We start from the raw sequence: 15,246 nt of genomic DNA, 5'->3' as shown, positions 1-15,246 counted from the left end.
GACAGGTGAGTTCAGGAGAGTTATACAAACCGAATTGTTTCTCTTTACTGACTAGTTATCATAGGTTTTATATCAAATAAGCCCGCCAGACTTCTGGTGGGCTTATTTATGTGATGGCATCTGAATCTCTAAATCTTAACAGCCTGACGGGCGAGGAGCTTCCAGTTTCCTTTCTGTTTAACCCACACAAGAAGCACCGACAATTTGGCCGTACCCGGCTTTCCATCGTTCGCCGTTTCGGCATTTAATTTGTGCCGGACGAAAGCCGTGTTATCAACGATCGTAACCGTTTGGTCTGTCAGATCAATGGTTTTAAAGTCCGATGAGCCGTTCATCAGCGCTTCGATAAACTCTTTTTTATCTTCCAGCTTCCCGTTCGAGTGCCCGTAGCTAAGTTCATCCGATGCCAGCGTTTCCAACTTCGCTTTATCGGGGTCAATCATGAGTGCCCGCAGTTGGGCAACAGACTGCGCCACAGCGGCCTGCTCTTTACTTTGTGCTTTTCCGTCGAGGGTAAGCAGGCTGCATAGGGTTACGAGCGCAAACAGAATGGTTTTCGTATACATTGTCGTTAAGGATTATTGGAATTCGTGTTGTCTGGGTTTTGTCAGTATTCCCACCTGGTGTCAAAAGCTCAATTCAGGATTTTTTACCGTAAATAAGTCCTTAACGGCTTAACGCATTCCTTCCTGATCCTGCTCACCTCTTACAAATTACGCTTTTTCATCTCGCTCACAGCAAAATTAGCTGCTCGTGCGGTGAGCGCCATAAAGGTAATCGACGGGTTTTGCGAACCGGTAGAGGTCATGGCCGCGCCATCGGTCACAAACACGTTCTTTACGCTATGGAGCTGGTTATGGGCATTAAGCAGTGATGTTTTCGGATCGCGGCCCATGCGTACACCGCCCATCTCGTGAATATCGAGGCCAGGATTTCGGTGGTCGTCGTAGGGGTTAATGTTCTTGCACCCCGATTTTTCCAGCATGTCGGCTCCCTGTTCCAGAAAATCTTTCATCACCTTCACATCATTGTCAGTGTAGTCGATGGCCGTCACCAGCTGCGGAATACCCCACGGGTCTTTCCGGTCGGTGCTGAGCCGCACGTGGTTTTCATAACGCGGGACGGTTTCGGCCTGCATCATCATGAACACATGCCAGGCACCGGGATCGCTTAGCTTATCCTTGAAATCGGCTCCAAAACCTTCCTGACCCGCGCCCCGGCTCCAGCCGCCACGGGCCGCACTAAAAGCCACCATGTACCCCCGCTGAAAATCGGTTTCCTGCTTGTTAACATTCCTAAAGTTGGGCATAAATGCCGTCGTTGGGCGACGACCGTAGTAGTACCCGTCCTCGAACCCTTCGTAATCGGCTACGATGTTGCCCCGGTAATTGTGAAAGGCCACGTAACGGCCCAGTACACCACTATCATTACCCAAACCATTCGGAAAACGGCGGGACGTCGAGTTCAGCAATACAAGATTCGTATTGAGACAGGCGGCATTGACAAAAATGATGCGGGCATAATACTCCGTCATTTGTTTGGTATGCGTGTCGATCACCCGAACGCCCGTTGCCTTCTTTTTCACATCATCGTAAATAATCGAGTGAACGACCGAATCCGGCCGAAGGGTAAGCTTCCCTGTTTTAGCGGCCCACGGAATAGTCGATGAGTTACTGCTGAAATAGCCGCCATACGGGCAGCCCCGGTAGCACAAATGCCGAGCCTGGCACTGCGCTCGTCCCTGATCGTAATGAATCTGTTTGGGCTCCGTGAGGTGAGCGCACCGGCCAATGATCACGTGCCGGTCTTTGTAACTCTCGGCCACCCGTTTCTGAATGTGTTTCTCCACACAATTCAGCTCCCAGGGTTTTAGAAATTCGCCATCGGGCAGAGTTTCCAGACCGTCTTTATTGCCACTGATGCCCACAAACTTCTCCACATGACTATACCAGGGCGCAATGTCTTCGTACCGGATGGGCCAGTCCACGGCGGCTCCGTCGCGGGCGTTGGCCTCAAAATCGAACTTACTCCACCGCTGCGTCTGCCGCGCCCAGATCAACGATTTACCGCCCACCTGATAGCCCCGAATCCAGTCGAACGGCTTTTCCTGCACGTACGGATGCTCGGCATCTTTGACGAAAAACTGCTCGGTGCCTTCGTCGAGGGCGTAGCACTTGGTAGCAATGGGATTCTCTTTATCGAAGGCCTCCGGCATGCGGTTGCGATGCTTGAACTCCCAGGGGTTGAGCGTGGCCGTTGGGTAGTCGACTATGTGTTTTACATCACGCCCCCGTTCCAGCACGAGCGTTTTCAACCCTTTCTCGCAGAGTTCTTTAGCCGCCCAGCCTCCGCTGATTCCCGAGCCGATGACGATGGCGTCGTAGGTGTTTGCTTTCGTGGCATCGCCGTTGATGTTCATGGTGGTAAGGGTTTTGGAGGTACTATATTACGAATACATTCCAGCGCATCAAAATCTACCATTTCAATAGATTTATCAAAACAACCGCCGTTGCTTTTGGCTTATTTAAGTAAGTACAACCAACAGCAACGTTATGAACATAGACATTCCGCCACAACATCAGGACCTCCAGCCGGGCATTGAAGCCGAGCTGACTCCGCAACCGGAGTTCATCCGGAAATCGTACAAGGGGGCGAACAAACTAAACGGTAAAGTGGCCCTCATTACCGGTGGCGACTCAGGCATCGGGCGGGCGGTGGCCGTTCATTTTGCCCGGGAGGGAGCCGATGTAGCCATTTCCTACACCGACCGGGAAGAGGAAGATGCCCAAAAGACCAAATCACTTGTGGAAGCCGAAGGCCGTAAGTGCCTCCTGCTGCCGGGTGATATTCGTCAGGAAGAACAGTGCAAGCAACTGGTGAGTGACACCATCAGCCAGTTCGGCAAGTTGAACATTCTGGTCAATAATGCGGCCTTGCAGCTTCAGCATAAAGAACTCGAAGATATTGAGGACGAAGACCTGCTGGCAACTTACGAAACCAATATTTACTCCTTCTTCCGCATTACCAAAGCCGCCGAGCCACATCTGCAAAAAGGCGATTGCATCATTAACACGACCTCCGTTACGGCTTATCAGGGCCGCGCCGACCTACTCGAATACTCGTCAACAAAAGGGGCGATTATGACCTTCACCCGCGCGTTGTCCAGCAATCTTATCACCAAAGGAATACGGGTTAACGCCGTGGCGCCCGGTCCCATCTGGACACCGCTCAACCCGGCATCGGTCAGTGCCGAAGAAGTGGCTGAGTTTGGGAAAGATGTGCCTATGAAACGCCCCGGTCAGCCGAGCGAAGTAGCCCCGGCTTACGTCTTTCTGGCATCGGAAGATGCGTCCTACATCACCGGACAGGTATTACATCCCAATGGCGGTACTATCGTCAATGCATAATTAAATGAGTATACAGGAGTTGGGAGTGATGAGGATTCATGCCTTTTTCTTCTCGCTCCTGACTCCTCGCTCCCAACTCCTAGAAAAAATGGAACAAATGGAAATTGAAACCAAAGCCCAGCATCAGGATGAGCAGCCGGGCCTGGAATATAAAATGGACCCGCAACCGATCTACATTCGGGATAATTATCAGGGTGCGGATAAACTACAGGGGAAAATTGCCGTAATAACCGGTGGCGATTCGGGCATTGGTCGGGCGGTAGCCATTCACTTTGCCCGCGAAGGGGCCGATCTGGCCCTGTTTTACCATCCGCGCGAAGAGCAAGATGCCCAAAAGACAAAATCGCTCGTGGAAGCCGAAGGGCGGCAATGCCTGCTTGTTCCGGGCGACCTCAAACGGCTTCCCTATATTCAGGAGGCCGTTGATAAAGTTGTCGATACGTACAGTAGGGTAAATATCCTGGTGAATAACGCGGCCAACCATGTTGAGCAGAAGGAGTTCACCGGGATTTCGGATCAGCAAATGCGCGAAACCTTTGAACTGAATATTCTGGCTATGTTCCGGCTTACGAAGGCTTTTCTGCCGTACATGGCCGCTGAGGATTGCATTATCAATACCACGTCGGTTGTTTCGTACCGGGGCAGTCAGGCTCTAATTGACTACGCGTCTACAAAAGGAGCCGTAACGTCCTTTACGCGGTCGTTATCGCAGAATCTGGTCGAGAAGAATATCCGGGTCAACGCGGTAGCGCCCGGCCCCATCTGGACACCCCTTATTGTGGCCACCAAAACATTGGAAGAAGTAGAAAACTTCGGGAAAGATGTACCCATGGAACGTGCGGGTCAACCCGCCGAGCTAGCCCCGGCTTACGTCTTTCTGGCGTCGGAAGATGCGTCTTATTTCACCGGGCAGGTCATCCACGTCAACGGTGGCGAGGTGGTGAACTCGTAGCAATTTTTAGCACGCGGCCGTATCTTTATAGCCGTTCCGACCTTATGTCCGGAACGGCTTTTTTAATGGAAACAACTGCCGCCCCTACCCATCCGGTCCCGCTGCACCCCGGCTTACCGTTTCTGGGCAATACCCTTGCCTTCGTTCGCGACCCACTGACCATTTTGCATACACTACAGCGAAAACAGGACCGGATTGTCCATCTGCGTATTGGCGGTCGGAATCAGTATCTGGTGTTCCAGCCCGAAGACAGCAAGCATATTTTACAGGAGAATAACCGTAATTATGGTCGTTCGCCCGCCTTCGAAGTGCTCAAAATTTTCCTGGGGAACGGCCTGCTGACCAGCGACGGCGATTTTTGGCGTCGGCAACGGCGATTGGCTCAACCGGCGTTTCATCGCCAGAAACTGGCGGCATTGGCCGAAACCATGATCGCCGAAACGGCTGACTGGCTCGATACGCTGAAATCAGCTGATTTGACACAACCCGTCAATGTATCGCAGGCATTTATGGATGTAACGATGCGCATCGTTTGCAAAACGTTGTTCGGTTCAGACACCAGCGGTAAACTCGATGGCCTTTCCCATGCGCTGGATTCGCTCAACTACCTGGCCAATAGCCGGATGTTATCGCCTATTCGTTTCCCGATGAGCTGGCCTACGCCCAACAACCAACGCTCCAAACGTGCCCAGCGACAGGTAGATACGTTTATTTATGGCCTGATCGACCAACGGCGTAAGCAGCATGAAGACAAAGATGATCTGCTGGGCATGCTGTTGAGTGCGGAAGATGAAGAAACGGGAGAGCGCATGTCGGACCAGCAACTGCGCGACGAGTGCGTAACTATATTCTCCGCAGGTCACGAAACTACGGCTGTGTCGATGGCATGGACGATCTACCTCCTTACCAAACATCCTGATATCCTCACCAGGCTACAGGCTGAAAGCCAGACTGTGCTGGGTGATGCTCGAATTCCACCAGCCGATGCATTCCGACGGTTGATCTACACCTTACAGGTTGTTCAGGAATCCCTGCGCCTGTACCCACCCGCCTGGATCATGAGCCGCCGGGCACGTGAAGACGATCACATTGGCCCGTACACGATTCCGGCTGGCGACACGGCTCTGGTTTGCCCCTATCTGCTCCACCGGGACCCGGCCAACTGGCCCGAGCCCGAGCGTTTCGACCCGGACAGGTTTGCGCCGGGAGGCCCAAAGGATAAACTCCACTCCTACGCGTACCTGCCCTTTGGTGGCGGGCCCCGCCTATGTATCGGCAATCAGTTTGCGCTGATGGAAATGCAGATCCTATTAGCTCTTTTTGTTCGACGTTTCGACATAAACAGGGCGTCGGGTCAAACTATCACCCCCAAACCACTTATCACGTTACGACCAAATCAGCCGATACAGGCGGTTTTGTCGAATCGATAAATTAGATTTTTTCAAGAACTTTTGCATTCAATCGTTCCACGTCAGTCAACAAACGTGTGCTGTTACAGAGTATTAACTTTTAGTAACATAAATACCCGTGAAACAGCCTTGCATCTTTCGTAGGTGCTATTGACTTTTTGGTCGTTATACCCAAACTTAGTCAATCCATTGATGTTCTGATCAATTCACCTTAAAAGCGACACAATGAGACTACAAATGCATGCCGTTAAGTTCACGGCCGACCAGAGCCTGTTAGATTTCATCCAGGCGAAACTCGACAAGTTAGACACCTTTCATGACCGTATCATTAGCGGAGAAGTGTTTCTACGATTAGAGGGTGCGGATTCTAACAAAGTCAAAGAGAAAATAGTCGAAGTGAGGCTGATGCTTCCGGGCAAAGAGCTCTTTGTAAAGGAACACGATAAGAGTTTCGAGAGCGCAACCGACCGCGTGATGGATGTTCTTAAAGACAAACTTGTCCGATTTAAACAAAAACGAAATGACATTTCCAGCCCGGCCATCGCAGAAGCAAAGACGCGGGTAGATGAAGAAGATGAGGTCTATGAGGCCGATGAGTTATAAATTAACTTAACACCTTAAACAAGCAGAACGCCACTCCAGACTGGAGTGGCGTTCTGCTTGTTGTATAGCACGGATCGTCCGCGCTACATTACATCTTACAAACCAAAAGCAGCTTTTACCTGATCAACAAAATCAAGTTTTTCCCAGGTGAACAGTTCTACTTCAAGTTCTATAGTCTGCCCGTTCGAGCCAAACGTTTTCTTTACGATCTCGTTTTTACGGCCCATGTGTCCATAAGCGGCCGTTTCGGAGTATATAGGATTACGGAGCTTTAGCCGTTGTTCGATGGCGTAAGGACGCATATCGAAGAGTTGGCCCACTTTTTCGGCAATGGCGCCATCGTGCATATCCACTTTGGCCGTGCCATAGGTGTTTACGTACAAACCGCAGGGCTTGGCAACGCCAATGGCATAAGACACCTGTACCAGCACCTGATCGCAAAGCCCGGCGGCTACCAGGTTTTTGGCAATGTGCCGGGTGGCATACGCTGCCGACCGGTCTACTTTCGAAGGATCTTTACCCGAGAAAGCACCACCGCCGTGAGCACCTTTACCCCCGTAGGTATCTACAATGATTTTGCGGCCCGTCAGGCCCGTATCGCCGTGTGGTCCACCAATGACGAACTTGCCGGTTGGGTTAATGTAATACGTGATATTATCGGTGAACAGACCATGCAGTTCAGCTTTCTGAGCCGCCTTCACACGGGGAATCACAATATTGATAATATCATCCTTAATCTTGGCCAGCATCGTTGCGTCATCAGCAAAATCATCGTGTTGCGTTGATACAACGATGGTATCGATTCGGATAGGTTGATCGTCGTCGGAGTACTCAATCGTCACCTGCGATTTGGCATCTGGCCGCAGATAGGGCATCAGTTCCAGTTCGTTATTACGGATGTTCGACATCTCCCGCAGAATTGCATGAGCCAGATCAAGCGGCAGGGGCATGTAATTATCCGTTTCGTTGGTAGCGTAACCAAACATCATACCCTGATCACCAGCGCCCTGAGCATTAGCCAGCGTTTCAAAATCGGCATTCTCAACCTTGCGATCAACGCCTTGATTGATATCAGCCGACTGGTCATGCAAAGCCGAAAAAATACCGCATGAGTTGGCCTCGAACATATATTCGCTTTTTGTATAGCCGATTTTACGGATTACATCGCGGGTAATTTTCTGTACGTCAAGGTAGGTGTCCGTCTTAATTTCGCCAGCCAGCACCACCTGACCTGTTGTAACGAGCGTTTCGCAGGCTACTTTACTGGCTGGGTCGAATGCCAGAAAGTTATCAATCAATGCATCGGAGATTTGGTCGGCGACTTTATCGGGGTGTCCCTCAGAAACAGATTCAGACGTGAAGAGATAAGGCATTTCTCTATTTTATGACTTGGTTAGAAACTGCAAAGCTACGAGTTTCTAAACAGGGTACAAGTAACGGCTACGTTGTGGGCGTACACTTGTCGAAAACAGGGTATAAACAGTTTCTTTTAACGATATATCGACAAACTCAACAAACTCTACAAACTTTATATCTTACTGAGCGTTTCCAGATATTGGATCCAGGTAGCTACCTGTTTTGTTCCAATCATTGGACGGATGAGCTGGCATCAAAGGATTTAACCCGGCATTTCGACCAGTTTACCAGACAGAGTACGGCTCCAACCTCTTATGAACAAACGTATGGCATATTTCAGCCAATGGTTAGAATCGGCTTATGCGCGTTGTTTCGGATGGTACACCGTTGTATTGGTCGTGTTCATTGCGCATTTCCGGGCAATTGCACAGCCAGCATCCGATAAGTTTGACCATTTATCCGTAAAAGATGGTCTTTCAAACAACTCCGTCAATTGCATTCTTCAGGATCGGGAGGGGTTCATGTGGTTCGGTACGAATGATGGACTCAATAAGTTTGACGGCTATTCATTCCAGGTTTTCCAGACCGACCCCGCCCGCCCTACCCGCAGTTTGACCGACAATCGTATTCTGGGCCTTTGCGAAGACCATAAAAACCGGCTATGGGTGGTTACTGAAGGAGCTGGACTGCATGAGATCGATAAGCAGACGGGCAATGTAACCCATCATCCCATTCATACGAAACACGAAAACTGGTGGAATAACCAGTTGTCTGTATATGAAGATCGACAGGGTATCTTGTGGCTCTGCTCGTACGGCGGACTTATTCGGTACGAACCGGCCAGCCATCATTTCACCCTGTACCCATCGCCCAAACGGGAAGTTCCGGTGAAATGCGTTTTCGAAGATCGGCAAAACCGATTTTGGGTAGCCACCGCCTAGGGGTTGTATTTATTCGATCGGCAAACCGGCCACTTTGCGCTGTTGCCCGTTGAAAAAGCTACCGATCCGCAGCCCTGGTTCGGCCCTATTTACCTGGATGGTAGTGATGTCCTCTGGCTTGGTGCCGTTGGTAGAGGCATCTTTCAGCTTAACCTTCACCATCGGCCTTTACAGATCGTGCCTTACACAGCAAAAGGCACGATCAATAAGTACATGTATTTGAACACGCTCCACCGCGACAGGCAGGGCTTTATCTGGATGGGTACAACCGATGGGTTACAACGCATAGAACCCAAAACAGCGCAGGTATTCACCTATCTTCCCAATCCGGATGCACTTCATAGCTTAGGGAGTACGAATGTGCAGGCCGTTTACCACGACCGGGCTGGTACGCTATGGGTAGGCACCGATAACGGTATCGACAAACAGACGCTGAATACGAAACCGTTTACAACTTACCAGATAAGACGCAGCATAGGAATCGTCAATTTACCCGAGAATAAAGTATCTACGCTGGCAATAGATAGCCGAAAACAGGTCTGGTTCAGCAACCACAACAACCTGTACCGATTGAATTTGCGAACAAACCAGTTCACCGAAATTCCCGCAAGCCTCTTTGGTAACACCCGTCAACATGAAAATAACCTCCATGCCCTGCTGCCAGATGGCCCCAACACATTATGGCTTGGCACCTGGGATGGCCTTTATCGGCTTGATCAGACAACCAACCGCTCCGTTAAATTTCCAACCGAAATTGCAGCCCAGTTTGTTGGCCGGGACAGGAACGGAACAATGTGGCTGAGTGGCGAAGGCGGGGTAGCCTCGTTTGACCCCTTTAGGTCGAAATTCACGTACTACAAGTATAACCCATCGGATACGAGCGGCCTGCCCGAAAAGTACATCTATGGTATGCTGGTTAGCCAGACGGGCGATATCTGGCTAACCCTCCGGGGAAAAGGGCTCAGCCGGCTAAATCCCCGGACAGGCCGGTTCACTCATTATACCGCCAGCCTGAAACCAGGAGAGCTTAACAGCAACGAGATAGGAACTATTTATGAGGATGCGTCAGGAATTGTCTGGCTGGGCAGCACCCGAGGTGGCCTGAACTGGTTCGACCCTAAAACCGGCACATTTTCGCACCTTACAACCAGGGATGGCCTGCCCAGCAACTGGATTATTGGCATAACGGAAGACAATAAGGGCTATTTGTGGCTCAGTACGAATAAAGGTCTATGCCGCTTTGATTCACGAACAAAGTCATTTCGCTCTTACGACAATAACGACGGATTGCCAAGCAACGACTTTAAAGTAAATACCGTTTCGCGGTCAGGCAACTCGCTTTTCTTTGGCACGCTGAATGGACTGGTTCGCTTTAATCCCGACAGCGTCCAGAACGACACCCACCCTTTTCCAGTTTACATTACTACGTTTAAAGTAGGCGATAGGCTTCAACCAGTGGCTGGTAAACAGTTTATACTGGCTCACTATGAAAACTTCCTATCGTTTGAATTTGTCGCGCTAACGTATGGTCTGCCGGAACGAAATCAATATGCTTACAAACTAAGCGGTATTGACAATGACTGGATAAACAATGGAAATCGCCGATTTGCCAGTTACACACACTTACCGCCAGGCCACTACACCTTTCATGTCAAAGCGGCTAACAGCGATGGTATCTGGCGCGAACTCGATCACCCACTCACTATTCATATTCGTGCGCCCTGGTGGCAAACCTGGCCTGCTTACGTACTTTATACCTTAGCCGGGCTGGGAAGTATATGGGCGCTGGCCACCTATCGGTCCCGAAAATTACTGGCGGCCAACCGGCAGCTCGAAGAGATTATAGCCAGTCGAACCAACGAGATTCGGCGGCAGAGCGATCAGTTGGCTTTACAACGCGACAGTTTGGAAAAAACCGTAACCGAGTTGACATCTACCCAACGCCAGCTGATTCATAAAGAAAAAATGGCTTCACTGGGCGAATTGACGGCGGGTATCGCTCATGAGATTCAAAACCCGCTCAACTTCGTCAATAACTTCTCGGAAGTAAGTACGGAACTGGCGGGCGAGCTTCTTGATGAATTGGCCAGCGGGCAGCAGGAAAATGCAGTTACTCTGGCAACCTATTTGCAAACAAACCTCGAAAAAATTACCCACCACGGTAAACGAGCCGATTCTATTGTTAAAAACATGCTGCAGCATTCCCGTTTCAGCAGCGGTAAAAAGTCTCCAACCAACCTCAATAAACTGATTGACGATCATTTGCGTCTGGCTTATCAGGGTATGCGCGTTAACGATAAATCACTCAACGTGCGGCTACTTACTGACTTCGACCCTACGTCTGGCATCGTGAACGTAGTACCCCAGGACATTGGACGGGTGCTCCTGAATCTGTTCAATAACGCGTTTTATTCAATAGCTGCGAAACAAAAAGACGCGGCTGTGGGCTACGAACCCGAAATAATGGTTAGTACGCGTCGGCATACGACGTCCGTGGAACTACGGGTACGCGACAACGGACTTGGCATTCCGCAAGCTGTATTGGAAAAGATTTATCAGCCTTTTTTTACCACCAGGCCCACCGGTCAGGGCACCGGCTTGGGGTTATCGATTAGTTATGATATTATTACGAAAGGCCATGATGGCGAACTGAGCGTCGATACCCAGGAAGGCCAATTTGCCGAGTTTATCATCAAACTTCCCCTGCCAGCTTCTTCATAACTGATTGCCAGCCCTTGTTGGGCAGGGCATTTCTGGTCCTGTAATCTAACCAAATAGCTTTCGGCGCAGGACATCGAAGAACGCGTTGAGAAATGGCATGAACGGCATGGTGGCAAACAACCGAAGTTCGTCGATGAAGCGGGTTTCTTCATCAAGAAAAGTAAATACACGGCTGTGATTTTTGGTATAAACCCGGGTAAATATATCGTCGGCCGGATGGCGATGCTTTTCGAGCACGTTCAGGAAGATACTGTCGTAGAGTTTAAACCGTTTTTTCAGCCAGCTTACGGGGCGATGGGGTTTGCCCGTTTGTACCAGATTTTCGACAATACTTTGCAGGTAGCGTTGCGTGCGCTGAAACGTATACCCCGTGGATGCTTTGGTGTACCCGCCCGATGTGCCGATGCGAACAATGTGATCGGAAGGATTTTCCTGCGTGACCTCATCCGACATAGGAATAACGCCGTACTCGGTTTCGCTTATTTCGTAGGCTCCCGTGTTTAAAAAACGGTCGATATAATTGCGGATTTCAAAGTCGTATTCTGGTTCAGATAGTAGCTTATCGTTGAAAAGCGTAAACTCGACCAAAGCCGATTTCTCCGTGAAGGGCAGTATATACACAAACCGGCAGTCGCCGTGTTGTTGGATTCGAAAATCCATTATTTCGGGTTCATGCGGATTAAAACATGGTTTCTCCGCAGTGATAACCCATCCCTTGAAATGTTGAAGCAGATTATGATTTTCGGATTGGTCGAGCTTTAGAGAAAAGGTGCTGTCGAATACATAGTCGGCAATGTAAGGTTCATCATCGGCAATGACGAATCCGCCTTGCGGGGTATCCTTTATGCGATTGATCGTTGCCTGCTTCCGCTCAATTGTCGGGCAATTAGCCAGTTCACGCTCGATAAACTCATAAAAGTCGATGCCACGCAGCATTTTGTAGTTGTACGGCCCCATGTCCAGCAGCCCGGCATAGGTTGTTCCATGAAAGCTAACGCTGTTCCAGGTCCGGAAAAGAATAGCGTCAAAGGCGTTTGTACGGCCCTTTTTTGGGGCTGCTTCCGCCTTCTTTCGTTCCCAGAAACACCAGGTTCGGTCGTTACTGTTCTTTGTTTCCCGATCCAGAATCAGAATGCTGCGGTCCCGCAGCGGTGACTGGCTAAGATAGTAGGCAAGGCTCAGGCCGGCCATGCCTCCTCCGGCAATGATGAAGTCGTATTTTTTCATGCAGTAAAGAAGAGAGTCCGACCCTAAGCCCGGACTCTCTTCTTTAAATAACGATTAAAGGTAATTGTTTAATAACTAAGCATTAAGTAGTAAGTGGCTTACGCAAAAGTAATACTCCTACGACCAGCTACTTACCATTTATTACACATTCACATGTTTCTCCGCGTGATAACTCGAACGGACCAATGGTCCAGACTCAACATATTTCAGCCCACGCCGGAGGCCTTCTTCACGATACATGGCAAACGTTTCCGGATGAATCCACTCAATCACTTCGTGGTGCATTTTGGTTGGCTGCAGGTATTGCCCCAGCGTCAGAATATCCAGGCCATTGGCGACCAGGTCATCCATAGCTTTAACGACTTCGTCTTTTGTTTCGCCCAGGCCCAGCATAATGCCTGACTTAGTCCGCTGGCCGTACTCTTTCGTTCGTCGAATCTGCTCCAGACTACGCTCGTAGCGAGCCTGCGGACGCACCCGACGATAGAGCCGCTCTACGGTTTCCATATTATGTGAAACAACCTCCTGCCCGGCCGAAATCATGCGTTCGAGCGCTTCCCAATTGCCTTTGGTGTCGGGAATCAGAGTTTCTATAGTCGTTGCGGGCGATGCTTCCTTGATAAGTCGAACGGTTTGGTACCATATCTCGGCGCCCCGGTCTTTCAGTTCATCCCGGTTTACCGATGTAAGCACCGCATGTTTCACCTTCATCAACACAATGGCTTCGGCTACGCGCCGGGGCTCGTCGGTATCATATTCGTTCGGTCGGCCGGTAGCGACAGCGCAAAATGTACAGCTTCGCGTACACACATTCCCCAGAATCATAAACGTAGCGGTACCAGCTCCCCAGCACTCGCCCATATTTGGACAATTGCCGCTTTCGCAAATGGTGTGGAGTTTGTGTTCATCCACCAGTTTACGGACTTTAGCATATTCGGGGCCGATAGGCAGCTTAACACGCAGCCAGTCGGGACGTTTTGGCCGGGGTGCTGCATCAGCGCCCGCCCGGTTACGTTGTTGTTCGGAGGGTATTACAGGTAGTTCAATCATGTCTCCTCAATCCTTTCAAGCAAAATTCGTTTTTTGGGTGTAAAGTTCATAACGATAGCAAAGGGCAGGGAGCATAAGGATAAAATCGGCTTATTTCTGCCTTACCTTATGCTCCCTGCCCTTCGCCCTTTACTATTTCTTACTCCCGAAAAACAAAGTTATGTATCCCGTTGTGAAGAAGCTACGATTTCCATCTTCACGGCTGCCATTGGGATCTGGATTAGGAATGATCAGGATTTTAGTTGGGAAAGCTTCGGCCAGAAAACCAATTTCCACCCCGGTTGTGTTATTGCGAAACGCACTCAATTCAAAGCTCAGAGCAGCTTTTACGTTGAGGCCAACGGTTAGCTTCGACTCGCCAATACCCTGAAAGAAACCACCGGCACCCGTAACGGTTTCGCCCGCTGAGGTGGCAAATCCGTTCACCTGGGAGGCTGGCACCGATCGGGTTTGGTTGCCATACGAAACCTCCAGATAGTAGGGTTTGATGATACCTACTGATGGACCGCCGGCCAGAATACCGCTTATAGCGATGCCCTCGTCAGAACTTCGCTCAAACAGCTTTACCTCACGTCCATATTGGGGGCGCAGTACAAACAGATAGTTCTCTTTCCCATCCAGATACCCGGAACCAACGTTGTTGATAGATGACCGAAGCTCCTTGGGATGCTTTACGTTAACCAGTTCAACACTCAGGTAGCGGGACTGGGGCAAGCCAAACAGAGAAGACGACAATAATTTGGATTGCCGGAACGCGAACCCACCAACGATGCCGGAGTTCGTGTTGGTCGTAATTCCAAAAGTTGTTATCGTTGAGTAGGCATCATCTTCACTATCAACCCGTTGGGCCAGCGTGGTTTGACCTGGAAGGAGCCATACGCCCACCATAAGCCCCAAAAGTCCGTATATAGTTTTCATCGTCGTAGAATGCTGAAATAAAAATACACTTTTTTGTGGTACCTCACAAAATCGCGTTTTACTATTAGCGTAACCAGATGATTATTTATATGTTTAACAAGTTGTAAGTTTGTAAGTTGCCAGCTAATAAATAGCTTACACTTACCTAAACAGATGCCCGTTCAACTTTTCATAATCCACCTACTCCTTACTGATTGACAACTTACAAATTAGATCTCTATGCCAACGATTCACATCGATTATCTGGGCGGCTTACGCACCGACTGCACACATTTACAATCTGGAACTCACATCAATACCGACGCCCCAACGGATAATCAGGGGCGGGGTGAGGCTTTCTCACCAACCGATCTGGTCGCCAATGCGCTGGGTACCTGCATTATAACAACTATGGCCATATTTGCCCGGCGTGATGGCATTGAACTGGCGGGCAGTAAGCTGGATGTAACCAAGATCATGACGACTCAGCCGCCCCGGCGCATCGCCCGAATTGAAATCGACTTGGTTCTCAATACGGAAAATATGCCGGATGATGAGACCCGTACCCGGCTGGAAAAAATTGCCCACACCTGCCCGGTAGCCATTAGTTTGCATCCTGATATTGAGCAAGCGGTGAGCATTCAATGGCAGGAACGCGCTGTCATTACAGAATAGCAGAGCCA

At 49.9% G+C, this 15,246-nt stretch carries 13 protein-coding genes; 7 read left to right on the top strand and 6 right to left on the bottom strand.

Going from position 1 to position 15,246, the window contains the following annotated elements:
• Nucleotides 1–128: 128 nt before the first annotated feature.
• Together CRO74_RS01175 and CRO74_RS01170 are read right to left on the bottom strand one after the other, a co-directional pair.
• Nucleotides 129–566 (bottom strand): nuclear transport factor 2 family protein, encoded by a 438-nt coding sequence (locus tag CRO74_RS01175; RefSeq protein ID WP_097124180.1) that lies wholly within the window; start codon nucleotides 564–566, stop codon nucleotides 129–131.
• A gap of 140 nt (nucleotides 567–706) precedes the next feature.
• Nucleotides 707–2,419: a GMC oxidoreductase gene (locus CRO74_RS01170; RefSeq protein WP_097124179.1), complete on the bottom strand. Its 1,713-nt coding sequence runs from the start codon at nucleotides 2,417–2,419 to the stop codon at nucleotides 707–709.
• A 133-nt stretch (nucleotides 2,420–2,552) separates the two neighbouring features.
• Here CRO74_RS01170 and CRO74_RS01165 point away from each other — a divergent pair, with 133 nt between their 5' ends.
• The 4 genes from CRO74_RS01165 (at nucleotide 2,553) to CRO74_RS01150 (ending at nucleotide 6,371) form a co-directional block, all read left to right on the top strand.
• Complete coding sequence (locus CRO74_RS01165) at nucleotides 2,553–3,407, top strand: SDR family oxidoreductase (RefSeq protein ID WP_097124178.1); 855 nt, start codon at nucleotides 2,553–2,555, stop codon at nucleotides 3,405–3,407.
• Between the two features lie 88 nt (nucleotides 3,408–3,495).
• Nucleotides 3,496–4,359, top strand: a complete 864-nt coding sequence (locus tag CRO74_RS01160) for an SDR family oxidoreductase (protein WP_097124177.1) — start codon at nucleotides 3,496–3,498, stop codon at nucleotides 4,357–4,359.
• 65 nt (nucleotides 4,360–4,424) lie between these two features.
• Nucleotides 4,425–5,789: a cytochrome P450 gene (locus tag CRO74_RS01155; protein ID WP_097125965.1), complete on the top strand. Its 1,365-nt coding sequence runs from the start codon at nucleotides 4,425–4,427 to the stop codon at nucleotides 5,787–5,789.
• A gap of 204 nt (nucleotides 5,790–5,993) precedes the next feature.
• A complete protein-coding gene (locus tag CRO74_RS01150) occupies nucleotides 5,994–6,371 on the top strand; it encodes an HPF/RaiA family ribosome-associated protein (RefSeq protein WP_097124176.1) in 378 nt (125 codons plus the stop codon).
• A 95-nt stretch (nucleotides 6,372–6,466) separates the two neighbouring features.
• On the opposite strand, the gene metK is transcribed toward CRO74_RS01150, so the two are convergent.
• On the bottom strand, nucleotides 6,467–7,744 hold the full coding sequence (gene metK / locus CRO74_RS01145; RefSeq protein WP_097124175.1) for a methionine adenosyltransferase: 1,278 nt from the start codon (nucleotides 7,742–7,744) through the stop codon (nucleotides 6,467–6,469).
• 309 nt (nucleotides 7,745–8,053) lie between these two features.
• On the opposite strand from metK, the gene CRO74_RS01140 reads away from it, so the two are divergent.
• Nucleotides 8,054–8,668 (top strand): ligand-binding sensor domain-containing protein, encoded by a 615-nt coding sequence (locus tag CRO74_RS01140; protein WP_179830093.1) that lies wholly within the window; start codon nucleotides 8,054–8,056, stop codon nucleotides 8,666–8,668.
• 3 nt (nucleotides 8,669–8,671) lie between these two features.
• A complete protein-coding gene (locus CRO74_RS01135; protein WP_097124173.1) occupies nucleotides 8,672–11,389 on the top strand; it encodes a sensor histidine kinase in 2,718 nt (905 codons plus the stop codon).
• A gap of 45 nt (nucleotides 11,390–11,434) precedes the next feature.
• Here CRO74_RS01135 and CRO74_RS01130 read toward each other — a convergent pair whose 3' ends face one another.
• From CRO74_RS01130 to CRO74_RS01120, 3 genes are all read right to left on the bottom strand, one after another.
• Nucleotides 11,435–12,616, bottom strand: coding sequence for a lycopene cyclase family protein (locus tag CRO74_RS01130; protein WP_097124172.1), 1,182 nt, complete (start codon nucleotides 12,614–12,616; stop codon nucleotides 11,435–11,437).
• 141 nt (nucleotides 12,617–12,757) lie between these two features.
• Entirely contained in the window at nucleotides 12,758–13,666 is a 909-nt protein-coding gene (gene lipA, locus CRO74_RS01125) for a lipoyl synthase (protein ID WP_245877721.1), read from the bottom strand.
• A gap of 132 nt (nucleotides 13,667–13,798) precedes the next feature.
• The gene (locus CRO74_RS01120) at nucleotides 13,799–14,584 is read right to left on the bottom strand and encodes a hypothetical protein (protein WP_097124171.1); all 786 of its coding nucleotides are present in this window, start codon (nucleotides 14,582–14,584) and stop codon (nucleotides 13,799–13,801) included.
• Between the two features lie 219 nt (nucleotides 14,585–14,803).
• On the opposite strand from CRO74_RS01120, the gene CRO74_RS01115 reads away from it, so the two are divergent.
• Nucleotides 14,804–15,238: an OsmC family protein gene (locus CRO74_RS01115; RefSeq protein WP_097124170.1), complete on the top strand. Its 435-nt coding sequence runs from the start codon at nucleotides 14,804–14,806 to the stop codon at nucleotides 15,236–15,238.
• Nucleotides 15,239–15,246: the final 8 nt, after the last annotated feature.

Source organism: Spirosoma fluviale, from assembly GCF_900230225.1.
Lineage (GTDB): Bacteria > Bacteroidota > Bacteroidia > Cytophagales > Spirosomataceae > Spirosoma > Spirosoma fluviale.
Note: the sequence above shows the minus strand (reverse complement) of the source record. Positions and strands in the feature narration are given on the sequence as shown.